Below are 23,618 nucleotides of genomic sequence, written 5' to 3'. Positions count from 1 at the left end.
TTCGGACATGGTGAGATAGCGGTTAACATCGGATTGCCGCATGGGTTGCACTCATGTAAAAGGCATTCCTCAGATAATTTCGATATCTGCCTTGGAGTTGCCGGTTTCTTAAGTCAGGGCTTGCGTGAGCAAATTTTGGTGAAGATAAAATCGGCAAGCGTAAAAGAAGTGGCGCTAATGAAGATTGAAGGACGAGTTCTGGTACTTATGACAGCGATAGCGGGCGTTGCGCTATCTGGCTGCGTTTCTTCGCCGACCTATGGAACTGACAAGACCGCAGGGGCCCAGCTCCTTGACGATGTGTCGAATATGGCGAGCTTCGGACAAGGCAAGAACAAGAAAGAGCGGATTGACTACAAGCCGCGACCTGATCTGGTTCGCCCGGCTCCTGGGGACAAGGGCAAGTTGCCTGCTCCTCAGCAAAGTCTCGCCAGTTCCAACGATCCAAACTGGCCGGAATCACCAGAACAGCGCCGTAAACGTCTACGAGACGAGATTACCGCGAACCGCGACGATCCGAACTTTGTGTCGCCGGTTGTGCAGGACGGCCCGGTGGCATCCAACATTCAGGTAGCTTTGCCTCGTGGTAACAGTCGTCGCGAAGACTATGAATCTCGTACTCCCACATTCGATCCGGCGAAGGTTGCTGCCTATAAAGCTGCACGCCAGCAGCAGGTTCAGGGTTCCTCAACGACACGTCGTTATTTGAGTGAGCCGCCGCTTACTTATCGTGAACCAGCATCTACCGCAGCAGCCGGTGAATTGGGCACAGACGAGGCGCAGAAGGAACGCGAGCGCAAGAAAGCTGCGGGCAAGTCAAAGGGCTGGCGTGATTATCTACCATGGAACTGATGGTCTTTTGATTGAATATAATTTAGAATAAGCCGTAGTATTTTCTGCGGCTTTTTTATATTTCTGTTTTATGTGAATTTTTATAATATTAGATTTTCTATGAAATATTAAATATTTTTAATGTTGGCGATTCTGACATATTTTTGATTTCAATCAAAGACATGTTTTATGCAGATCGTATCATGCCAAGTCGGGATGTAAGGTTTGATTTGATGAATAGCACGAACACGATCTGGGATACGATCTCAGGATATGGCCGGATCAGTAGATTTCTTCACTGGCTGATGGCCCTCTTGTTTCTTTGGCAGTTTATATCCGCAATCTTGCGCGTAGTGGCTAAAGACACAGCAATTTATGATATCTTCTGGGCGGCTCATCATCAACTGGGCTTTGCGCTTCTGGTGTTGGTGTTGGTGCGCGGGATATGGGGATTGCTGAACTCAAGGCGACGCCCGCATAAGTCAGGTCATGTCGGCAAACTGGCGACACTCGGGCATCTCGTCATCTATGGATTGATGTTTACAGTTCCAGCTTTGGCTCTATTGCGCACTTATGGCAGTGGACGAGGTTTCTCGTTTCTAGGTATTCGGATTTTCGAGCAAACTGGTGTGCAGAATGCTGCGCTGACTGCTCCCGGCAACGAATTGCACGGTTTATTAGGGTGGGTACTACTCGCGGCTATCGCTGGACATGTTTTGATGGCGCTTGTCCATCATTTCGCGCTGCGGGATGATACGCTACGCTATATGACTGGACACAGGGCTTTGAACAGAAACTAACGCTTGTCGCGGAAAAAATTCCGTAAGATTTCCTGTGCCTCTCTCTCGGAGAGTCCCGCATAAATCTCCGGTACATGATGGCAGGTGAGCTGCGTATAAAAGCGCGGCCCGTGCTCCACGCCTCCTCCTTTCGGATCGGAAGCTCCATAATACAGACGGCGGATGCGGGCAAAAGAAATGGCGGCTGCGCACATCGCGCATGGTTCCAGCGTCACATAGAGATCGCAGTCGATCAGACGTTCGGTTTGTAGAGCTTCGCCAGCAATGCGAATTGCAAGCACTTCAGCATGGGCCGTCACATCATTGAGTTCACGTGTGCGGTTGCCTGCTCGCGCAATGACTGTACCCTTATTCACGATGACTGCGCCAATCGGAACCTCTCCCCGCACGCCTGCAGCTCGCGCTTCTTCAAGTGCGATCTCCATAGGGGTAGCCAGGCTTTGGCTCAGGGCTTCGGCACTCTTTTTCATGCCTGTTCCATTTCATGCACTCTTTCGGAAATTTCGCTCGCAAGCCATGGCACGATTTGTTACTGCATATTTCTCGAAATCGAAACCGATTTGCGAACGGATTTATACAGCGTTCCTGTTTCCGGCTGTCCCTTGCCTATCAATGTAGGTGTAAGGTGACACGGCAGCGCTGCTGAAAGGCCAAAACAGATGAGTACAGATGACGACAACAAGGACGGCAAACGTCCCTATGGCCGAGGAGGGCGTTCTGATCGCCCCGGTAGGGCAGATCGCGATAAAGACCGGGGCAGCCGTCCGCGTCGTGATGGCGGCGAGCCTGACAAGCCAAGAAAATTTGGACCGCGCAGTACTGAGGCGCAGGAAGACACGAGTGAGCGTATAGCCAAGCGTCTGGCGCGCGCAGGCATAGCTTCACGTCGTGAAGCAGAGACGATGATTGCGGCAGGCCGTATTGCTGTGAATGGCAAGGTGTTGGAAAGTCCGGCAGTCAATGTCAAGCGTACTGATATTATCACGGTCGATGGCAAGCCATTGAAGCAGACCGAGCGTACCCGTCTCTGGCTGTATCATAAGCCAGCCGGCTTGGTGACGACAAATCGCGATCCTGAAGGTCGCCCCACGGTTTTCGAGGCCTTGCCTGCCGAAATGCCGCGTGTACTTTCGGTTGGTCGGCTCGATATTAATACGGAAGGACTTCTGCTTCTGACCAACGATGGTGGGTTGTCGCGTGTTCTGGAGTTGCCGTCCACTGGATGGCTGCGCCGCTATCGTGTCCGTGCTCACGGCAAGGTCACTCAGCCGCAGTTGGATGAGCTGAAGAACGGCATAGCGGTTGATGGTGTGTTCTACGGCAGCATTGAAGCAGAACTTGAGCGTGTGCAGGGTGCGAACGTTTGGATTTCCATCGGTTTGCGTGAAGGCAAGAACCGCGAAGTAAAGAACATTCTCGGTGCACTGGGGCTTACTGTCGGACGACTTATCCGTGTTTCATTTGGCCCTTTCCAGCTTGGCGATCTTGAAGAAGGTGCTGTCCGCGAAATCAAGGGTCGTATTCTCCGGGATCAGTTGGGTGACAAGCTGATTGAGGAATCGGGCGCAGATTTTGATGCTCCCGTTCTCAACGAGTTTTCCAACGTCGCCGTGCAGGGGCGCACCCGTCGTGAGATGGAAGAAGGCCAACCGGAGCCGGGAAGCGAAACACGCCGCGTGCCGCGTGAGCGCGAATGGATTTCCAGCCGTCCCGAGCGCCGTCGCACGCGAGAAGACAAGACAGAAAAGGTAGAGCCGCGCCGGCGTGGAAACGCCAATGTTTGGATGGCTCCCGGTGCGCGTCCCAAGGGCGAAAAGGCGTCTGCAAAGCCCGCGCGTGTAGAGCATCAGGTCCCGCATCGCTCGGCAAAGTTTAGTGGCGATCTGCAAATGCGACCACGTCGGGCCGACGATGAGGAACAGGGGCGCGCTGACGGGGGCGGACGTCGCTACGAAAAACGCTCGGAAGGAACGCGGTCTGAAGCGGGGCGTCCTGAGCGCCGCGAGCCACGTGAAGACGGGCGTAAGGAGCGTCGTCCTGGCAAGCGCGAGCGTGCGGAATTGCGCGACGTTGAAGGAAGGACTGTAGAGCACGGTAAGGGGGGCTTTCAGGAACGTAAATCCGGTAAACCAGGCGGGCCACGCAGTGAAGGCCGTTTTGGTGCATCCGATCGCGATATGCGTTCAGGCCCGCGCGGCAGTGGGCCGGGTGGTAAGTCCCGTCGTTCTGATGAGCGCCCTAACGATGGCCCGCGTCGGGGACCGGGAAACAAGCCGGGTGGTAAACCAGGTGGAAAGCCGGGAGGCGGCAAGTCAGGCGGGGGCAGAACTGGAGGTGGCGGTGCGGATCGTCGGCGGTAAGTTCCGGGGGCGTGCGCTCGTAACACCTTCGACCAATACTATTCGTCCCACCACCGACCGTACGCGTGAAAGTCTGTTCAACATTCTCGCACATAATTTCCCCGACAAGGTAGAGGGGGTACGCGTCCTCGACCTGTTTGCCGGAACTGGCGCGCTCGGTCTGGAAGCTTTGTCGCGCGGTGCGCGCTACGCGACCTTCGTGGAAGAAACCGCAGAAGGACGGGGATTGTTACGCCAGAATATCGAGGCTTTCAGTCTTCAAGGGCATACCAAGATTTTGCGGCGTGACGCCTGCCAGTTAGGCATTGTCGGCACTATGGAGCCATTCGATCTGGTATTTGCTGACCCGCCCTATGGACGGCGAATGGGGGAGAAGGCCTTTTTATCTGCCCTTCAAGGCGGTTGGCTTAATCCTGACGCACTTTTGGTGCTTGAAGAAGATGCCGAGGCGGCGCTTCAACTTGATGAACGTTTCGTCGTACTGGAAGAGCGCAACTATGGGGGTACGATTATTCGGCTGATCCAGTTGAAAGCCGCTGTTTGAATTAGCGGGCGGTTCCGTTCGCATAAAATATAACATATCGCCCGGAACGACTGGGCGAAAATGAAACCGATTGGAGAGGTCGCTTGGTGAATAACCCCTCACTCCGGCGTTTGTTGTTGTCTACCACCTTGGGTTTTGTGTTGGCTTTACCACTGGCAAGTGGCGCTGTCCGAGCGGAAAGCCAGCCCGCCACGGCCATTGAATCGCAGCCAGCCGCTGAACGAGCAACGCTTCCAGAAATTATTCAGTCGGACGGGGTCAGCCACTTCAAATTGTCGAATGGTTTGGAAGTGGTCGTCATCCCCGATCATCGTGCACCTGTGGTGACCCAGATGATCTGGTACCATGTGGGCTCGGCGGATGAGGCGCCTGGGGTTTCTGGTATCGCGCATTTCCTTGAACATCTCATGTTCAAGGGGACGAAGAACCATCCAGCTGGTGAGTTTTCGGCTAAAGTAGCCTCCATTGGCGGGCAAGAAAACGCCTTCACATCTTATGACTACACAGCCTACTTCCAGCGGGTATCTCCCGAGGCTCTCGAAATGGTGATGCAGTTCGAGTCGGACCGGATGGAAAATCTGGTACTCAATGAAGAGGCAGTGAAAACTGAACGAGACGTTATTTTGGAAGAGCGCCGCATGCGAGTCGATTCCAATCCGGCGTCGATGCTGATGGAGAACACTGACGCTGTTCTTTTCTATAACCATCCTTATCGCAAGCCTGTTATCGGCTGGCAGCAGGAAATGGAAAAGCTAAGTCTCAAGAACGCCATCGACTTTTATCAGCAATATTACACACCGAATAACGCCACGCTCGTCATAGCAGGCGACGTTACACCGGAACGCGTGCGCGACCTAACCCTTAAAACATGGGCAAATGTGCCGAAACGTGCCGAAGTTTTGCCGCGTGAGCGCCCGCAGGAGCCCGCAAAGCATGCTGCCCGCGTCGTGACGCTGCACGATGAGCGCGTAAGCACGCCATCATTCCGTGTGTCCTGGCTCGTTCCATCTTATGCGAATGAAAAGCGGTTTCCGAATGTGAAGGCGGGGGACGCCCCGGCTCTCGACCTGCTAAGCGAAATTCTTGGCGGCTCGCTTCGTTCGCGCCTTTATCAGGAATTGATCGTCAAGCAGGGCATAGCGGCCAATACGGGCGCGAGCTATGACGGTGATGCTCTTGATGACGGTACATTTTCTGTTTATGGCGCGCCACGCAATGGCGCGACGCTTGGAGATGTAGAAAAAGCCGTTGATGCCGAAGTTGCGCGGATCATCAAGGATGGCGTCAGCCAGACCGAGCTCGATCAAGCTCGCAATCGTTTCCTGAAAGCGGTTATTTTTGCACGCGACAGCCAGACAGGGATGTCCCGGATTTACGGCTCATCGCTGTCCGTTGGACAGACGGTCGAAGATATCCAGAAATGGCCGGAAGTCATCAAGGGTATCACCGTGGATCAGATCAAGGACGTGGCGAAACGTTATCTCGTCAAAGACCAATCGGTAACCAGCTATCTGCTCCCACCTGACGTTGAGCCGGAAAGTGCTCGCGAGAATCCAGGCGCATCAGCACAAGGCGCCGATGGCAATGGTGCGGGAGGAGCGATCCAGTGAAGAACATTCTGATGCTGAACCTAAAACATTTTTGCGGCTTTCGCTATGTCCGCTCTGCCGTAGGCGCTCTTGCGACATCCATCACATTGTTGATCATGTGCGCCTTGCCGGCGCACGCAATCGAAATTCAGGAAGTTGTTTCGCCAAAGGGTATTCATGCTTGGCTGGTAGAAGACCGTTCAGTTCCGCTTATTTCCATGCGGTTCTCCTTCAAAGGAGGCACGTCACAGGACCCTACAGGTAAGGAAGGGTTAGCTAACCTGATGACTGGGCTGTTCGATGAGGGCGCAGGCGACCTGAAATCAGACGCGTTTCAGGAGAAGATCGACAATTTGGGCGCGGAAATGAGTTTTTCTGCAACACAGGATTCCGTTTCGGGCGGTATTCGCATGCTCGCGGAAAATCGCGACGCAGTGACGAACTTGCTTGCTCTTGCCGTCAACAAGCCTCGCTTCGACCAGGATGCAATCGACCGAATTCGCCAGCAGGTGGCTGCTAGTATCGAAGCTTCGCAACGCAGCCCATCGACGATTGCGTCACGCAAGTTCGCCGAAGTTCTTTACGGCAACCACCCTTATGCGCGTCCCGATGACGGCACGGTGAAGTCGCTGCAATCGATCACGCGTGACGATCTGGTAAACTTTCACCGTAAGAACTTTGCGCGTGACCGTCTCACCATTGGCGTGGTGGGGTACATCAATGCGAAGGATCTTGGTGTATTGCTGGACAAGGTGTTCGGTGATCTGCCTGCCATGGCCGAACTGGTTCCTGTACCGGATGCCAGACTGGCACTCGGCACCACGACCAGCCTCAATTTCGATATGCCGCAAACCTCGATCAGCTTTGTCTATCCGGCTATTCAGCGTAAAGATCCCGAATTCTTTGCAGCCTATTTGATGAACCATATTCTGGGTGGTGGCTTTACCTCGCGGCTCTATGCCGAAGTGCGCGAAAAGCGTGGTCTTGCATACTCGGTCTCATCATCCATGGTCATGCGTGATCACGTTTCAGCACTTATGATTTCGACTGCGACCCGTCCAGATAAGGCGCAGGAATCCCTGAAGATCATCCGTGAACAAGTTGCCGCAATGGCTGCCGACGGACCAACGGAACAAGAGCTTGCTGCTGCTAAAAGCTTCCTCAAGGGGTCTTATGCCGTCAACAATTTGGACTCGTCTGTTGCAATCGCAGAAACTCTCGTCAGCTTGCAGGAAGCGGAACTTCCGAGTGACTATATCGACAAGCGCTCGGAGTTGATTGATGCTGTGACGCTGGATCAGGTCAAAGCTATTGCCAAGAAGCTGCTTGAAGCAGAACCGGCAATATTGATTTTCGGTCCGGCCCAAAGCTAAAAGGTGTTAAATTGGAAGAGGCAGTGTCGTCATCACCGCGGATTGCCGTCGCTTTCGGCGGGGGCGGGGCACGGGGCATTTCTCATATCCATATCGTCGAGGTGCTTGATGAGCTTGGAATCAAGCCGGTTGCAATTGCTGGCTCTTCGATAGGCTCGATCATCGGAGCCGGGATGGCCAGCGGCATGCCGGGCAGGGAAATCCGCGAATATATGGCGGCTATTTTCAATCGCCGCTCTGAAGTCGCAAAGCGTATGTGGCAAACCCGGCCCGCACGTTGGGCAGAATTACTAAAGGGAGGCCTGCGCGTCAGCCAGTTCAACATCGAGAAGGTGCTGGACGTCTTTCTGCCTGCCAGCTTACCAGCGAATGTGGAAGAGCTGGAAATTCCCATGAGCATTACGGCGGCAGATTTTCACGCTGCTCGGGAAATCCATATTCGCGACGGTGATCTCCATTCGGCAATTGCGGCGTCCTGCGCTATACCGCCAGTTTTTGCCCCGGTGCGTAGGGATGGCCGTATTCTGGTCGATGGCGGCTTGTTCAACCCAGTTCCCTTTGATCTGCTGTTCGATGAAGCCGAGATTGTTATCGGTATAGACGTTGTTGGCGCCCCCGTCGGAGCAGACGATTACATGCCAACAACGTTTGAGGCGGTAATCGGCGCCAACCAGCTGACCATGTGCTCCATCATCGAAAATAAATTTCGCATTCGCCCCCCGCACATTTTCATTCGCCCCAACGTAGAACGGATCGGGCTTCTCGATTTCCTGAAGTTCGAGCAAATCCTGTCACAAAGTGCCAGCGTTCGCGATGAACTGAAAAACGCAATCGAACTGGCGATCGAGGGAAAAGTGGTGCCGATAAATTCAACTCTTTCGACCTGAATTTATCGGCTTCTTTGTAGAATTGCTATTCCGCCGGAACCGGCGTGGCTGCTGTGTCGGTCGACGAAGAGGCGGATACGAAATCATCATCGCCTTTGTCGATACGTTGACCTTCGCGGGTGGGTTTGACCAGAGGTTCTGGTGTGACCGGTTTGTTGAAGAGCAGATGACGGCCTGCCATTATTCCTTCTGAAGCCTGTACGTGGAGACGGTCTTCATCGCGCTGACGAACGTCTTCACGAATTTCGTAAGCTTGCGTTTCGGCTATGCCCAGGCCTTCGAGCGTCCGCTGTCCGAAAAGCAAACCGGATTCGAACGTTTCACGTAGTTCATACTCGACCCCCTGAGCGCGCAATTGCAATGTATGTTCGCGATCATATGAACGAACGAATAAACGCACGTCCGGATACTCGGACTGTATCAGATTGACAATGTGGTTTGTCGTTTCCTTCTTGTGGGTACAGATGGCGACAATCTTTGCTTGTCGAATTCCAGCGGCTTCCAGGACGTCCTTGCGGGTACCGTCGCCGAAATAAATGCGGAAGCCAAATTTTCCCGCCGCACGAACACGATTGGGAGAACTGTCAATCACGGTTACGTCGATACCACCGGCAAGAAGAATCTGCGATGCAATCTGGCCGTATCGTGAAAAGCCGATCATCAATACATCAGAGCCTGCACCTTCATAGTTTTCTTCAATGACATCAATAGTTTTGTCTTTGATGAGCAGCTTCGACCCTATCGCTACGGAAAGCGGCGTGAGGGCCATGGATATGGTAACGGCAGCTACAAGCTCTGAAGCGAGAGCACTTGAGATTACCGAGGCCGCCGAAGCCGCCGAGAAAAGAACGAAAGCAAATTCGCCGCCTTGCGGCAGAAGAAAAGCAATCCGCACCGCATCGTTATGACCGGACCGGAAAACGCGGCACAGCAGATAAATGATGGCTATCTTGGTTGCCATGAAGATGGGTACTGCCAGAACGATTATCTTCCAGTATTGTAGGATAACCGTCAGGTTCAGCGACAAGCCAACCGCGACAAAGAACAATCCAAGGAAAATACCGCGAAAAGGTTCGATGTCGGCTTCAAGCTCGTGTCGATAGGAAGATTCTGCAAGCAATACGCCTGCAATGAACGCACCCATCGCCATCGAAAGGCCTGCGGCCTGAAGTAAACCGGCTGATCCGAGCACCACAAAGAGTGCCGCTGCAATCATCACTTCGCGGGCGCCTGTGTTGGCGATAATGCGAAACATCGGATTGATGAGATAGCGTCCTGAGATCACCAGCGCCGCAATTGCTGCTATAGCTGTGGCGAGATGGAAGCCAGCGCTCGCCTGTGACGGTTCGTTTGGCGAAAGCGCCGGAATGATAGCAAGAATTGGTACGATAGCCAGATCCTGGAACAGCAGAATCGAAAAGGCACGCTGGCCGTGTTTCTGGTTTGTTTCGGCATGATCCCCCAAAACTTGCATGGCAAATGCCGTGGACGAAAGCGCGAGACCGAAGCCGATGACTATGCCTGCTTCAGGGCTGAGACCCGCAAAATAGATGCCAAGGGTAGTCAGAGCCGCTCCGCAAAGAAGGACTTGAGCGGTGCCAAGACCGAAAATCGATTGGCGTAACGCCCAAAGTCTCGAGGGCTTCAGTTCAAGTCCGATAATAAAGAGAAGAAATACAACACCGAGCTCGGAAAAGTGCAGAAACTCTTCTCCGTCAGCAATCAGACGAGCGACAGGTCCAATCGTGATGCCTGCCGCAAGATAACCGAGGACTGTACCAAGCCCCAATCGCTTGAACAGCGGCGCAGCGATAATCGCACCGCCCAAAATCATCAGACACTGTAGGTAGAGACTTCCGCCAGTTGCAACCATGCCAAGCTCTTGGAATTTGGAGAAATGTAGTAGGACTTGCCTTGAAGCCCTTGGATTTCAGCAATATAGAAACAAGATATGGCTGTAATCAGCCCGATGTCGAACAATTTGACGATATTTTTAGCAAGTCCCGTTTCGATCCCGCTTCAAGTTGTAGTGTGAAATTGAATGGTGATAAGCTTCGGAAACTCGGAATATATAATGATTTCAGATAATTCGGCGGAGAAACTTGTCGATCGGGCAGCCGCTCTCGTGGCTGCAGCCAAGCGTGCAGGTGCTGATCAGGCTGACGCAGTCGTGATGCGTGCGCGGTCTGTTAGCGTGTCGGTGAGGCTGGGTAAGGTTGAGGGAACCGAATCGTCGGAAAGTGACGATTTCGCTCTACGCGTTTTTGTGGGACGTCGCATTGCGAGTGTTTCGGCCAATGCGGGCGCCGACCCTGATCTGCTTGCTGAGCGGGCTGTTGCTATGGCGCGTGTTGCGCCGGAAGATCCTTATGAACAACTGGCTGATCCGTCGCTGCTTGTGGTTTCTCCTCGTGATCTTGATCTCTACGATTCAACAGAGATCGATTCCGAACGTTTGACGGAAGATGCCCTTGCGACCGAAGCAGCGGCGCTTGCCATCAAAGGTGTAACGAATTCAGGCGGGGCTGGCGCGTCGCGCAGTTTGGGCGGTTTGGTATTGGTCACGTCCACAGGGTTTTCGGGCCATTACGCTGCCACGCGCTTTGGACGGTCGGTTTCTGCGATCGCAGGTGAGGGGACGAAAATGGAGCGCGACTATGATTTCAGTTCGCGACTGCATTTTTCCGATCTCGATACGCCTGATGAAATTGGACGTCGCGCTGGTGAACGCGCTGTGCGAAGGTTGGGTGCGCGCCAAGCAAAAACTGGACCGGTTACTGTTATCTTCGATCCTCGTCTCGCGCGTGGTATTGCGGGACACCTTGCAAGTGCCATTAACGGCTCTTCGGTTGCGCGCAAGACAAGTTTTCTTCGCGACAATCTCGGTAAGCAGGTTCTCAAGCAGGGCGTAAGCGTTACCGATAATCCATTGCGTTTGCGTGGTTCTTCTTCACGTCCGTTCGATGGTGAAGGGATTGAGGGGAAGCCTTTGATGATGGTTGAGGACGGCGTTCTCAAACATTGGCTGCTTTCTGGATCGAGCGCCCGTGAACTTGGCTTGCAGGGCAATGGCCGCGGCGTTCGTTCTGGCTCTGGCGTTTCGCCTGCGTCGACCAACTTTGCCATCGAGCCCGGTTTACAGTCACCAGAAGAAATCATCCGTGCGATTGGAACAGGTTTTTATGTAACGGAAGTGTTCGGGCAGGGCGTTGACATGATCACGGGCCAGTATAGCCGCGGTGCGTCGGGTTTCTGGATCGAGAATGGCGAACTCGCCTACCCCGTTAGCGAAGTTACAATTGCGTCGAACCTCAAGGACATGTTCCTCAACATGACACCGGCATCCGATCTTGACAGAAATTTTGGAATGTCAGCACCGACACTTGCAATCGAAGGCATGACTCTTGCCGGAAACTGAAAAGCCTCATGAGATTGTCGGAGAACTGGCGCTTATACGTGATGCCGCGCGTGAAGCGGGGCGCATTGCAATGCGCTATTTCGGCCGTTCTCCAGAAGTTTGGCTGAAGGACGGTACCTCACCTGTCAGTGAAGCGGATTTGGCGGTTGACCACTATCTGAAAGATGTCCTTTTGAAAGCCCGGCCGGAATACGGCTGGATATCTGAAGAGACCACAGATGAACGTGCATTCGTGAAACGCAACCGTGCTTTCGTTGTCGATCCGATTGACGGCACCCGTGCATATATCGCTGGACAGGATCAATGGTGCATTAGCGTAGCCATTGTTGAAAATGGCCGCCCTCTGGCTGGTGTTCTGGAATGTCCGGCACGTAAGGAACTTATCGAGGCAGGGAAAGGCATAGGCGCTTCGCAAAATGGTTCCACCATCCGTGTTAGGCTACCAGCGGCGGGTGAAGAGGTCACTATCGCATCAGCCCGCAACATGGTAATGGCTCTGCCGGAAAGCTGGCGGCATCGTACAAAAATTCATCCCTATGTCCCCTCTCTCGCTTATCGTATTGCGATGGTGGCGCGCGGAGATATAGCGGGTACCTTCATTCGGCCAAATTCGAATGATTGGGATCTGGCAGCAGCGGATCTGATTCTGAGTGAGTCGGGCGGGGCAATTCTGACAAGTCATGCCCTACCAATCACATATGGTGGTCCTACGTTGAGCCATGGCGCTCTCGTTGCCGCCAGTGGGGGCCTTCTGCAAGAAATGTTGAGTGTTGTCGTGGGCTGACCCTTGGGTTAATCATGCCGCGAACCAAATTTGTTCAGGGATAATTGTCATGAGTGTCGAAGGCGACAAAAAGCAGCTTCTTCATCTGGTATTTGGTGGTGAGTTGAAGAAACTCGGTACCGTTGAGTTCCGCGATCTTGAAAACCTCGATATCGTTGGCATCTACCCGGATTACGAGTCGGCCAAGACGGCGTGGAAGTCTAAGGCCCAGCAAACCGTCGACAATGCACATATGCGCTATTTTATCGTGCACCTACATCGGTTGCTCGACCCCGAAGGCGTAACGCTGAAAGCGGACTGAGCAGTTTGCCTGCTCCCGGTCAATGTCGTATGCAAAGCGGAGATAGCCCGGGTCAGACCACTGGGCATAAGAAGCAAGGGTTCGCGAAACGCCTATGGCGGCGCATTCGCGGGCCTCTGGCCCGGTCTGCAGTGTTTAAAGCTATGCTGGTATGGCTGATTACTAGCTATTTGAAGTTCGTCTACCTCACTAATTCACGTTTGAAAGAATCGGCTGACCCGCAAGCGTTGGTTGGCAAGGATGACCCGTTCATCGTGACATTCTGGCATGGACAACATCTCATGGGGCCCTTCATCTGCCCGAAGGGAATTGAACTTGTTGCCATGTTTTCGAGAAGTGCTGACGCGGAGTTGAACGCCCGTGTTGCTGAAAAACTCGGATTGTTGACGGTGCGCGGTTCCGGGGGACGAGGTTCTCGTTCCAAGCCTGAGAAGGGCGGGGCACGCGCGCTTCTGACGCTGAAGAATGCGCTAAAGAAAGGCCAGTCGGCTTCGATCATTGCAGATATTGCTCACGGCAAAGCACGTGAAGCGGGAGAAGGCATCATTTTATTGGCGAAATTGTCTGGTCGTCCGATAATACCGGTTGCTTATGCTTTCTCGCGGAACCATGTTTTGGAAAAGTCCTGGGACAAGACGGCGATTCCGCTGCCTTTCGGGCGTTCGATTATTGTGCGCGGCGACAATGTGTGGGTCGACGTGGATGCCGATGAAACGCAATTGGAAGAAAAACGCATGGAGCTAACGCGCCAACTCAACGACGCGACCGCCAGGGCCTATGCCGCGCTGGAGAAAGCGAAATGAGCGAACGCTGGGCGCGCAATATGCTGTCTGTCTACCGCGCACTTGGCTCTGCGGCCTATCCATTTATGGGGCCTTACATCGCTTATCGTGCGTCTCGGGGCAAGGAAGAGCGCATGCGTCGCGGCGAGCGCTACGGTAAATCTGCTATCGCACGTCCGCAGGGGCCAGTTATTTGGGCTCACGCAGCAAGCGTTGGTGAAACCGTCGCAATCACCCCTTTGATTGAGCGGATTGCCGCAACGGGCATCCATATTGTGCTGACAACGGGTACCGTAACGTCGGCAAAAGTCGTCGCGGATCAGTTGGGTAAAAAGGTTATCCATCAATATGCGCCGTTGGATTTACAACCGGCGGTCAACAAGTTTCTCAACCACTGGAAGCCTGATCTTGCCATCGGTTGTGAGTCCGAAGTTTGGCCTGCAACAGTGCTCTCCCTTGGCAAGCGCCATACGCCGCAGGTTCTCGTCAATGGTCGCATGTCTGATCGTTCCTTCGCTGCTTGGCAGAAGAGACCGGCTTTAGCCGAGGCGCTCTTTGAAAATTTCGCCTATGTGGTTGCGCAGTCGGAGCTCGACGCGGATCGCTTTCGGACGCTGGGCGCGCGACCGGTCAGTGTTTCGGGTAATCTCAAGGTCGACACGAATCCTCCACCGGCGGACCCGCAGGCACTGGCCGCATTGCAACGCCAAATCGGTGGACGGCGGACATGGGCCGCCATTTCCACCCATGATGGCGAAGAAGCGATCACAGCAGAAGTTCATCAGATGCTGAAAGTACGCTATCCGCATCTCATCACGATTATTGTTCCACGCCATCCAGATCGCGCTCCTGCCATTGAGGCGATGTTGGTTGAAAAAGGGCTGAAGGTTGCGCGTCGCAGCGCCAATGAGCCGGTTGAAGCCGATACCGATATCCTGCTGGGCGACACTATTGGGGAGATGGGGCTTTATCTCCAACTGACTGAAATAGCGTTTATTGGCAATTCATTGACCAAGGAAGGCGGACACAACCCGCTGGAGCCGGCGATGATGGGGACCGCAGTGCTAACGGGGCGGAATGTTCAGAATTTCCGTGAGTCCTTTCAGCGCCTTATCAAGAATGGTGGCGCACGCATTGTGAAAGACCGCAATATGCTCGCAGGAGCGATTAATTTCCTGTTCAACAACCCTCAGCATCTTCGTGCCATGATCAATGCCGGGGCAAGCACGGTAAGGGACATGCGTGGCGCACTGGATCGTACGCTTGTCGCACTCGAGCCGTTTATTCAGCCGTTGGTCCTGCAGGCACAGTTACCTGGCAATCGCAATGAGGATGCCTATCAGCCGGGTGGTCTCTGAGCATGGTCAGTGAAGCGCCGCCTTTCTGGTGGGAAAAGCCTGATTGGCGCGCTTTGTCTTTGGCGCCTGCTGCCTGGCTCTATGGCGTGGTGGCGGGGCGTCGGCTTTTGAAAGCGGAACCACCTAAAATTTCTCTGCCGGTCCTTTGTATTGGCAATTTCACCGTAGGTGGGGCGGGAAAAACGCCTACTGCCATCGCTTTCGCTAATGGTGCAAGAGCGCGAGGTCTAAACCCCGGAATTGTCTCGCGCGGTTATGGCGGTGCCTACAAAGGGCTACACATTGTCGATGCCGCTCATGACAGCGCTCGGTATGTCGGAGACGAACCGCTTTTGCTGGCGCGCCATGCCTCAGTAGCGCTCTGCCCTGATCGGCTGAAGGCAGCACGGCATTTACAGATGCTCGGTTGCGATTTCATCATCATGGATGACGGTTTCCAGAGTGCGCGGCTTTTCGCCGATTTTTCGTTGCTGGTGGTAGATGCGGCGCGTGGTATCGGCAATGGTAAGGTCATACCGGCAGGCCCTCTGCGCGCCCCGTTGACAGACCAGATGCGTAAGACTGATGCTTTGCTACGTATCGGCAAGGGCGATGGCGCTGATTTCGTTATTCGGCAGGCGGCGCGGGCAGGTCGACCGATATATGAAGCGCACCTTGAACCGTCTTCGACCACAGCAGTAGCGGGTAAGCGCTGGCTTGCATTTGCGGGTATCGGTAACCCCGAAAAATTCTATGCAAGCGTAGGGGAAGCGGGCGGCGAGATTGTGGAAACGTGCTCGTTCCCGGACCATCACAGTTTTGACGCGGATGATATTCGTAACCTGACTGACACAGCGCGCCGTCAGGGGCTGGGATTGATTACAACGGCGAAAGATCAGGTGCGTCTGGCAACAATGATTGGTGTTCCTGCCGACTTTCTGGTCAAACTCGCGGTCCTCGATGTTAACCTTAAATTCGACCGCAACGATGCGCTTGACCATATTCTGGATACGGTCACCGAGCGTTTCAAAAGCCGTGCTATGAGCTAATTTTAAGGCTTCTTACGGCTACGCAGTTCAGGATTGAACTCCAACTCACGTTCAAAAGAAATCAGCCCCGTCGCATAGGGTTCTTGCCGCGAGACACTCCAATATTTGAGTTCATCAAGTGGGATAGGCGCACCCGTCACCGCGCACGCGACATAGGCCCCATGCCTGACAATCTCATAGTCGCCGTCAAGATAACGCAGAACAGCTTCGGAGGAACGAGGTGATTCAAACTTATTCATGTGTCTAAAACCTTTACGGCCAACTCTAGCAAGCGGCGTGCGCTGCGTCCAGCAGTACCGCATCTTGCTTAGTCGTAATTCTGTCATCGCCGACCAAAAAGCCGTTCGATATCTGTCAGTTTCAATTCGATATAGGTTGGGCGACCGTGATTGCAGGTGCCTGAGCCGGGTGTGGCTTCCATTTCACGCAGGAGTGCATTCATTTCTTCAGGCTTCAACCGTCGCCCCGAGCGTACGGAACCATGACAGGCCATGGTTGCGGCCACATGGTTGAGCATAGCTTTCAATCCATCAGATGTATCGTGTTCCGCAATCTCATCCGAAAGATCGCGGATCAGCTGCTGCACGTTCATCTCTCCGAGCATGGCGGGCGTTTCACGCACAGCAATGGCACCCGGCCCGAATTGCTCAAGGCCAAGGCCAAAACGTGAAAGTGTTTCTGCGTGGGTTGCAAGTCGCTCGGCGTCCTCTTCCGGCAGATCCACGATCTCAGGGATAAGTAGCATCTGTCCCGGAATTGGTCGTGAATTAAGGGCGTCTTTCAGTGCCTCGTAGACAAGGCGTTCATGAGCCGCATGTTGGTCTACGATCACGAGACTGTCTTCTGTCTGCGATACGATATAGTTCGCGTGGATTTGTGCACGGGCGGCACCAAGTGGCTTCTGCTGGAGTTCCACTGGCGCTTCGTCAAGCGTCGCCCGTACATCGGCAGCAAGCACATTGACGGCGGCGAGCGTCGCCTGTTCACTTTCCTGAAAGGAGGGGGGCGCTCCAAAGGCCAGCGGCCGATGCGCCGGATGCGCTGTCTGCGGTGACCATTCGCTTCGGGGAGCCGAAGGTGCGGGGTGCCAGTTCCCGGGCGCATAACCAGAAGACGGGCGCGCTGTGAATGATGGCGAGGACGGCTGGAACCCTTCTGCGCGGAACGCTTGCAGCATGGCCTCGGCACCGCTGGTTGCAGGCCGAATACCGGACTGCGCCAAGGCCTGTTTGATAGCGCCGACAATCAATCCGCGTACAAGACCGGGATCGCGGAAGCGTACATCAGCTTTGGCAGGGTGCACATTGACGTCAACCAGCGACGGGTCCAGCGTCAGGAACAATACGGCGACCGGATGACGGTCACGAGCCATGACATCTGCATAGGCTCCGCGCAATGCACCGAATAGCTGTTTGTCACGCACCGGGCGCCCGTTTACATAGGCGAACTGATGCAGGGCATTGCCGCGATTATGGGAGGGGATGCCAACGAATCCGGCCACTCGCACGCCGTCGCGCTCGGCATCGATGGCAAGCGCGTTCTCGCCGAATTCCTTTCCGAGCACCTGATTGATGCGCTCAAGCGTTGCTTCTGCGCCACTACCGGTTGCCGCCAGTTCCAGCGGTGCCCTGTCGGTACCCGCGAGCGAAAAGCGGACATGTGGGAAGGCAATCGCGATTCGCTTGACGACATCGGTTATCGCTGAAGCTTCCGCGCGATCCGTCTTCATGAATTTCAGACGGGCAGGTGTCGCGAAAAAAAGATCGCGGACTTCGGCAATTGTTCCGCGGTTCAATGCCGAGGGGCGGGGACCCTCGAGATGTCCACCGGAGACCGAAATTTCGAAACCGGAGTCAGCGTCCTGCGGACGTGATTTGAGGGTCAGTTTTGCGACCGACCCGATGGATGGCAGGGCTTCCCCACGAAACCCAAGTGCGCGAATATCGTGTACATCGTCCGAAAGCTTGGAGGTGCAGTGGCGGGAAACCGCCAATGGCAGCTCATCGACCGGAATCCCGGAACCATTATCGGTCACACGCAACAAGGTCTTGCCGCCGCCGCCTGTCACGACCTCGATACGTGTTGCGCCCGCGTCGATGGCATTCTCGACAAGTTCCTTGATAACGCTGGCAGGGCGTTCAATGACTTCACCTGCCGCAATCTGATTGATGATGGTTTCGCTTAAGTGTCGAATTGGCATAGTTGGACTATAGAAGGATTCGCTTCAGTAAAGAACAAGCTTCTACAGCCCAACCATGCCGCCTTTTGTGATCCGGCGGCGCTCCGAAATGCAGAATACCGGAAAAATAATTAGCATCTTATAAAGCATAATCCTTATATGCAGGCAAATTCAACTCCTTAAGGCTGTCTGCATTGACAACTGCACGTGCAACGGCGTCTGCTATAACAGTCGCTGCAATCGCTCCTATCGCAGTTACATCGGCATCCACGTTCTTTGCCTTGCCTGTGGACAGCGCAAAGATCGTGTCGCCGTCCCACATCGTATGGATAGGGTTGATAGTGCGTGCAAAACCATCATGCGCCATGCCCGCAATCTTTTTCAGTTGCGCTTTGTCGAATGGGACGTTGGTCGCTATTGCGCCGATCGTTGTGTTGGCTCCACCGGATTCTACTACACCATGGCCCTGCATGATGGCGGACATCGTATCGCGGAAGCCTTTGCCGTCTTCTGCCCGTGCGCCAGCCAGAATTTGACGCGAGTTCGGCACATAGACGTCGCCGACAGCATTGACGGCAACAATTGCGCCAACCACGATTTCGGTGCCGGGCACCTTGTAGCTGGCTGTGCCGAGCCCGCCTTTCATCGCATAATCCATACCGAACATCTTGCCGACAGTCGCGCCAGCACCAGCACCAATATTGCCTTCTCCAGAAGCTTCAGCCTTCGCAGCCTTGCATGCGAGATAACCGGCCTCCTCATCTGGGCGCACTGAAAAATCTCCCACACTGAGATCCATCAGGATTGCTGCCGGTACAATCGGAACGACGCCTTTGCCGATCTTGAAGCCGAGATTATTTTCTTCAAGATAACGCATGACGCCGGTTGCGGCAGCCAGACCATAGGCACTGCCGCCGGAAAGCAGTATGGCCTGAACCTGTTGCACGTAATTTATCGGATCGAGCAGATCGGTTTCGCGCGTACCCGGGGCTGAACCACGCACGTCGACGCCCGCAGAAGCGCCTTCTTCGCAAAGAAGGACAGTGCAACCGGTCGGGCGTTTTGTCAGCGTATGGTGTCCCAGTTTAATTCCGGGTACATCCGTGATGCTTCCACCCATAAGTTCCAGCATTTTTGCTCCTCCCTCAGTAGCTGCCGATGCGGCATTGACCACAAAGGGCATTGCCCCAAGTCCCGCAAGCGACTTGGCAAATGTTCTGCGATCCATGAACAGTTTTCTCCTCCATTTTCGCTCTATTGAGAGAGCGTATTCTTTTCGCGCGCGCGACGCTGGCGCAAAATATCGGCCACATAGTCACGTGACAGAGCATGATAGAGCGGCTCGTGAGAAATAAGCCGCGCGGTGCCGTAGCCCAGCATTGAAGCGCACATGAGTGGAATGACATTGTTATGATTACCGGTCATTTCCAGAATGATGACGAATGCAGTCATTGGGGCTTGCACGACACCGGCAAAGTATCCTGCCATACCTAGAACGGCAGCAAGGCTGGCGCTGGTTCCAAGAACAAGGCCGATTGTGCTGCCCAGGCCCGCGCCGACGGATAAAGACGGCGCAAAAATCCCGCCTGGTATACCCGAAATCATGGAGAGGAGTCCGGCGAGAAACTTCGCTATAAAATAGAGAGGTGGAAGAGCCAGCCCTTCGACAGCACTCCGCGCCTGATCGTAGCCTGCACCGAAGGTCGATCCGTCGGAAGCGATACCGATGATTGCAACAAGGAGGCCGCAAATTCCTGCGAAAAGCACCGTATTGCGAAGAGGCGCTTTTTGCACACGACGTCGCACACGGCGGCCCAGTTCAAGCGCGAGCGCACTGAAAGCAGCCCCGAATGCACCGCCGATTACACCGCACGCAACCACAAGAACCCAATCCTTGCCAGTCGACGCCGTAACGGTGGTTAGCCCGAAGTAATTATAGTTTCCAACAAGGCCAAGCGAGGCAAGGCCGGCGAGAATGACAGCGGACAGTATAAGGCCGTTGGTCCGGGCGGCATAGGCGCGCCCCATCTCTTCAATCGCAAAGACAACGCCTGCGAGAGGCGTATTGAATGCTGCGGCGATGCCTGCCGCAGATCCTGCAAGGATCAGGCCGCGTGCCTGTTCCATGCCCCCGAAACGGGCGGACTGCATCATAATGGATGCGCCGATCTGCACAGTCGGCCCCTCGCGTCCGATCGAGGCGCCGCAAAAAAGCCCGGCGAGAGTAAGAACGATTTTGCCGATGGCGGTTTTGAGCGAGAGGAGCAGTGTTCGATCTTCATGATCGTGCAAGTGGCGTGCAGCAATTGCCTGTGGGATGCCACTTCCGCCTGAGTTCGGGAACCAGGAGAGGGCGATCCAGGAACACGCCATAAATCCGAGCGGTGTGAGAAGCATAGGAAGCCAAGCGCGCCAGCTATTTCCACTCGTTAGAGTCTTGAACCAATCCTGCGCTATGTCAGCGGCTTCTGCAAAGCCGACGCTGATAAGACCGATCGCCAGTGCGCCGCACCAGAAAACCAGCCGTGGTTTCCAAACGTTAGGTGACATCCACATAGCTTTTGACCGCCTGACAAGCGGAACGCGTCTAGAGAGTTTTCTCACTTTGCCTCTGCAAATTTGCTGCTGCCCAATTTCGATGAGCAGAGATTTATCACGCAAATCCTTATCGGTAACTGAAACTTATCAGCAAAAGGCTTTCCATTTGGTCATAACCGTGTTACCAGCCAGTGCCAATTCAACCTAGCAAACCAGATGTGTCGCTGCTCCCGGACTTATTCCGGAGAGGTGGCTTTTCTCATTCGATAAAATCGGCAAAGGAATTGGCAATGGCTAAAATCGTGGAATCGCCCACTGGCGCTCTCGCTCTTACATTCGACGATGTGCTGCTGCAGCCGGGCCATTCCGAAGTCATGCCAGGGCAGGTTGATCTGCGCACGCGCATTGCGAAGGATATCGAGCTTAACCTTCCCCTTCTTTCTGCTGCCATGGACACGGTAACCGAATCTCGCCTAGCCATTGCAATGGCACAGGCTGGTGGTATCGGTGTCATTCACCGCAATCTGACGCCGGAACGTCAGGCGGAAGAAGTCCGTCAGGTCAAGAAGTTCGAATCCGGTATGGTCGTAAACCCGGTCACCATCGGGCCGGATGCCACGCTTGCTGACGCTCAGGCATTGATGAAGGCACATGGAATTTCCGGCATTCCGGTCGTTGAGAATGCCACCAAAGGCCCGGGGCGCCTTGTCGGTATCCTAACCAATCGCGACGTTCGTTTTGCTTCTGATCCCAAGCAGAAAATCCACGAACTCATGACTCGTGAGAACCTTGTTACGGTTCGCGAGAATGTCAGCCAGGACGAAGCAAAGCGCCTCTTACACGCTCATCGCATTGAAAAACTTCTCGTTGTCGACGATCAGGGCCGTTGTGTCGGTCTCGTTACCGTCAAGGACATCGAAAAGTCACAGCTTAACCCGAACGCCGCCAAGGATGCTCAGGGACGTCTGCGGGCCGCCGCCGCTACGAGCGTCGGTGAAGACGGCTATGAGCGCGCTGAACGCCTGATCGAGGCAGGCGTCGATCTTCTGGTCGTCGATACGGCGCATGGCCATTCGCAGCGCGTTCTTGATGCTGTGGCTCGTATCAAGAAGGTTTATCCGAACGTTGCTATTCTCGCAGGCAATGTGGCGACGACTGCTGGTACGCAGGCGCTGATTGATGCCGGAGCGGATGCGGTCAAGGTGGGTATCGGACCGGGTTCAATCTGCACGACGCGTATCGTGGCCGGTGTTGGCGTTCCGCAACTTTCAGCTATTATGTCCGCCGTTGAAGCTGCGCAGAAGCAGAACATCCCTGTCATCGCTGATGGCGGTATCAAGTTCTCGGGCGATTTCGCCAAGGCGCTGGCAGCCGGAGCCGTTGCAGCAATGGCCGGTTCTCTGCTGGCCGGTACGGAAGAAAGCCCCGGTGAAGTCTATCTGCATCAGGGCCGCTCGTTTAAAGCTTATCGCGGTATGGGCTCCGTTGGTGCCATGGCGCGCGGCTCGGCGGACCGTTACTTCCAGGCGGAAGTACGCGATGAGCTGAAGCTCGTACCAGAAGGGATCGAAGGCCAGGTCGCTTATAAGGGGCCGATTTCGGCAGTTCTGCACCAGCTTGCAGGCGGCTTGCGCGCCTCCATGGGTTATGTCGGCGCAAAGACGCTGGAAGAATTCCGCGAGAAGGCGACCTTTGTACGCATTTCCAATGCTGGCCTGCGCGAAAGTCATTCGCATGGTGTCGCCATCACCCGTGAAAGCCCGAACTATCCGGGCGGTATGTGAGATCAGGTTCGACGTATTCTTGAAAAGGCGGCTAAAAGCCGCCTTTTCAGTTTGCGAGAACGTTTAGTTCTTTGCGGCTGATGAAAAGCCCACTGGCGCTTTCTATGATGCAGTCGCCGAGTGCTTGAAAATCCCCTCGACGCATGCTCTGTCTTCTCCAAAAAAGAGCAATCTCTCTTTTCGGTTGGTCGCCGTCAAATGGCACAATGCGCATATGATTGCTGCGTGCTTCCGCCCGCACCGCGATTTCGGGAATGAGAGTAAGCCCCATGCCATGGCTCACCATTTGCAAAAGGGTTGTCATGCTAGTGGCGCCATATTTCACAAGCTGGCGTTGCGAAGGTAACGAACAAACGGCCAACGCTTGATCCCGCATGCAATGCCCTTCTTCCAACAGAAGTAAACGGTCGAGAGCGACGTTGTCCTGCGTCATCGGTGAAGCCAGAACCGTTTGATCATTGGTCGAGGTCGCTATCAGAAAGCGATCATCGAACAGTTTTCTTTGGGCAAGCCGTTCGTCATCGATGGGATGGGCAGCGACAATCGCGTCGATTTCACCCGCAAGCAGTTCATCAAGAAGTTTGGCCGTTACATTCTCTCGCAACTGGAGGTGAAATGACGGATGCCGTTCGCGCAAAAGCGGGATGAGAACCGGAACCAAATAGGGTGCTACGGTTGGGATGATCCCCAGCCGTAGCCGTGTTTGCAGCACCCCCCGGCTTTGCGCAGCAATTTCCTCAAGTGCGTGGAGTTCACGCAACACGGTCTTGATGCCCGGATAGAGTTGCTTGCCGAGCTCCGTCATTATGACCTGTCGCTGAGAGCGCTCAAAGAGTGGTGCGCCTGCAACGGCCTCCATTTCTGCGATCTGAGCTGAAAGCGCGGGCTGTGACACATGTGCCAACTGAGCTGCTTTGCGGAAATGCAGTGTGGTGGCTAGCGCTTCGAAGTAGCGCATTTGACGTACTGTAAACATGATAGGAAAAAATTATCGAAAATAATCGAAAAAGCAATTGGAGATTATGATTGGAATAGGTCTAATCTGGGTGAGTTACCTAGCCA

At 54.5% G+C, this 23,618-nt stretch carries 21 protein-coding genes; 14 read left to right on the top strand and 7 right to left on the bottom strand.

Annotated elements, in window-relative coordinates:
• Positions 1-177: 177 nt before the first annotated feature.
• Positions 178-852 carry a hypothetical protein gene (locus tag FJQ48_RS07590; RefSeq protein WP_139974556.1) on the top strand — a complete coding sequence of 225 codons (675 nt, stop codon included), beginning with the start codon at positions 178-180 and terminating at the stop codon, positions 850-852.
• Positions 853-1,064: 212 nt separating this feature from the next.
• Positions 1,065-1,631 (top strand): cytochrome b, encoded by a 567-nt coding sequence (locus FJQ48_RS07585; RefSeq protein WP_139974555.1) that lies wholly within the window; start codon positions 1,065-1,067, stop codon positions 1,629-1,631.
• Here the strand turns inward: FJQ48_RS07585 and FJQ48_RS07580 are convergent.
• Positions 1,628-2,101 carry a nucleoside deaminase gene (locus tag FJQ48_RS07580; RefSeq protein WP_139974554.1) on the bottom strand — a complete coding sequence of 158 codons (474 nt, stop codon included), beginning with the start codon at positions 2,099-2,101 and terminating at the stop codon, positions 1,628-1,630. The genes FJQ48_RS07585 and FJQ48_RS07580 overlap by 4 nt on opposite strands.
• A gap of 189 nt (positions 2,102-2,290) precedes the next feature.
• Here FJQ48_RS07580 and FJQ48_RS07575 point away from each other — a divergent pair, with 189 nt between their 5' ends.
• The 5 genes from FJQ48_RS07575 (at position 2,291) to FJQ48_RS07555 (ending at position 8,384) form a co-directional block, all read left to right on the top strand.
• Positions 2,291-3,991 carry a pseudouridine synthase gene (locus FJQ48_RS07575; protein ID WP_139974553.1) on the top strand — a complete coding sequence of 567 codons (1,701 nt, stop codon included), beginning with the start codon at positions 2,291-2,293 and terminating at the stop codon, positions 3,989-3,991.
• Positions 3,972-4,535 carry a 16S rRNA (guanine(966)-N(2))-methyltransferase RsmD gene (rsmD, locus tag FJQ48_RS07570; protein ID WP_139974642.1) on the top strand — a complete coding sequence of 188 codons (564 nt, stop codon included), beginning with the start codon at positions 3,972-3,974 and terminating at the stop codon, positions 4,533-4,535. The genes FJQ48_RS07575 and rsmD overlap by 20 nt, the downstream gene beginning before the upstream one ends.
• Positions 4,536-4,621: 86 nt before the next feature.
• Positions 4,622-6,145, top strand: coding sequence for a pitrilysin family protein (locus FJQ48_RS07565; protein ID WP_139974552.1), 1,524 nt, complete (start codon positions 4,622-4,624; stop codon positions 6,143-6,145).
• A gap of 11 nt (positions 6,146-6,156) precedes the next feature.
• Positions 6,157-7,497 carry a pitrilysin family protein gene (locus FJQ48_RS07560; protein ID WP_180350155.1) on the top strand — a complete coding sequence of 447 codons (1,341 nt, stop codon included), beginning with the start codon at positions 6,157-6,159 and terminating at the stop codon, positions 7,495-7,497.
• An 11-nt stretch (positions 7,498-7,508) separates the two neighbouring features.
• Positions 7,509-8,384: a patatin-like phospholipase family protein gene (locus FJQ48_RS07555; protein WP_139974550.1), complete on the top strand. Its 876-nt coding sequence runs from the start codon at positions 7,509-7,511 to the stop codon at positions 8,382-8,384.
• Between the two features lie 25 nt (positions 8,385-8,409).
• Here the strand turns inward: FJQ48_RS07555 and FJQ48_RS07550 are convergent, their stop codons facing one another.
• Positions 8,410-10,257 (bottom strand): monovalent cation:proton antiporter-2 (CPA2) family protein, encoded by a 1,848-nt coding sequence (locus tag FJQ48_RS07550; protein WP_139974549.1) that lies wholly within the window; start codon positions 10,255-10,257, stop codon positions 8,410-8,412.
• A gap of 201 nt (positions 10,258-10,458) precedes the next feature.
• On the opposite strand from FJQ48_RS07550, the gene FJQ48_RS07545 reads away from it, so the two are divergent.
• The 6 genes from FJQ48_RS07545 to lpxK are packed head-to-tail and all read left to right on the top strand — an operon-like array spanning position 10,459 to position 16,055.
• On the top strand, positions 10,459-11,802 hold the full coding sequence (locus FJQ48_RS07545) for a TldD/PmbA family protein (protein WP_139974548.1): 1,344 nt from the start codon (positions 10,459-10,461) through the stop codon (positions 11,800-11,802).
• A complete protein-coding gene (locus FJQ48_RS07540; RefSeq protein ID WP_139974547.1) occupies positions 11,789-12,586 on the top strand; it encodes a 3'(2'),5'-bisphosphate nucleotidase CysQ in 798 nt (265 codons plus the stop codon). The genes FJQ48_RS07545 and FJQ48_RS07540 overlap by 14 nt, the downstream gene beginning before the upstream one ends.
• A gap of 49 nt (positions 12,587-12,635) precedes the next feature.
• Complete coding sequence (locus tag FJQ48_RS07535) at positions 12,636-12,887, top strand: DUF4170 domain-containing protein (RefSeq protein WP_006472753.1); 252 nt, start codon at positions 12,636-12,638, stop codon at positions 12,885-12,887.
• A 29-nt stretch (positions 12,888-12,916) separates the two neighbouring features.
• Positions 12,917-13,690 (top strand): lysophospholipid acyltransferase family protein, encoded by a 774-nt coding sequence (locus FJQ48_RS07530; RefSeq protein WP_139974546.1) that lies wholly within the window; start codon positions 12,917-12,919, stop codon positions 13,688-13,690.
• The gene (gene waaA, locus FJQ48_RS07525; RefSeq protein ID WP_139974545.1) at positions 13,687-15,027 is read left to right on the top strand and encodes a lipid IV(A) 3-deoxy-D-manno-octulosonic acid transferase; all 1,341 of its coding nucleotides are present in this window, start codon (positions 13,687-13,689) and stop codon (positions 15,025-15,027) included. The genes FJQ48_RS07530 and waaA overlap by 4 nt, the downstream gene beginning before the upstream one ends.
• A 2-nt stretch (positions 15,028-15,029) precedes the next feature.
• Positions 15,030-16,055 (top strand): tetraacyldisaccharide 4'-kinase, encoded by a 1,026-nt coding sequence (gene lpxK / locus FJQ48_RS07520; protein ID WP_139974544.1) that lies wholly within the window; start codon positions 15,030-15,032, stop codon positions 16,053-16,055.
• Between the two features lie 2 nt (positions 16,056-16,057).
• On the opposite strand, the gene FJQ48_RS07515 is transcribed toward lpxK, so the two are convergent.
• The 4 genes from FJQ48_RS07515 to FJQ48_RS07500 all read right to left on the bottom strand — a co-directional run bounded on the left by FJQ48_RS07515 (position 16,058) and on the right by FJQ48_RS07500 (position 20,838).
• Complete coding sequence (locus FJQ48_RS07515) at positions 16,058-16,294, bottom strand: DUF2093 domain-containing protein (RefSeq protein ID WP_139974543.1); 237 nt, start codon at positions 16,292-16,294, stop codon at positions 16,058-16,060.
• Between the two features lie 83 nt (positions 16,295-16,377).
• Entirely contained in the window at positions 16,378-18,255 is a 1,878-nt protein-coding gene (gene mutL, locus FJQ48_RS07510) for a DNA mismatch repair endonuclease MutL (RefSeq protein WP_139974542.1), read from the bottom strand.
• Between the two features lie 118 nt (positions 18,256-18,373).
• Positions 18,374-19,462, bottom strand: a complete 1,089-nt coding sequence (locus FJQ48_RS07505) for a P1 family peptidase (protein WP_139974541.1) — start codon at positions 19,460-19,462, stop codon at positions 18,374-18,376.
• Positions 19,463-19,488: 26 nt separating this feature from the next.
• The gene (locus tag FJQ48_RS07500; protein ID WP_139974540.1) at positions 19,489-20,838 is read right to left on the bottom strand and encodes a chloride channel protein; all 1,350 of its coding nucleotides are present in this window, start codon (positions 20,836-20,838) and stop codon (positions 19,489-19,491) included.
• A 224-nt stretch (positions 20,839-21,062) separates the two neighbouring features.
• Between FJQ48_RS07500 and guaB the strand changes: the two genes are divergently transcribed.
• On the top strand, positions 21,063-22,556 hold the full coding sequence (guaB, locus tag FJQ48_RS07495; RefSeq protein ID WP_139974539.1) for an IMP dehydrogenase: 1,494 nt from the start codon (positions 21,063-21,065) through the stop codon (positions 22,554-22,556).
• A 46-nt stretch (positions 22,557-22,602) separates the two neighbouring features.
• Here the strand turns inward: guaB and FJQ48_RS07490 are convergent, their stop codons facing one another.
• A complete protein-coding gene (locus FJQ48_RS07490; protein WP_139974538.1) occupies positions 22,603-23,532 on the bottom strand; it encodes a hydrogen peroxide-inducible genes activator in 930 nt (309 codons plus the stop codon).
• Positions 23,533-23,618: the final 86 nt, after the last annotated feature.

The sequence above is a fragment of the Ochrobactrum sp. CGA5 genome (assembly GCF_006345815.1).
Classification (GTDB): Bacteria; Pseudomonadota; Alphaproteobacteria; order Rhizobiales; family Rhizobiaceae; genus Brucella.
This window is presented reverse-complemented; position numbering and strand designations above follow the sequence as displayed.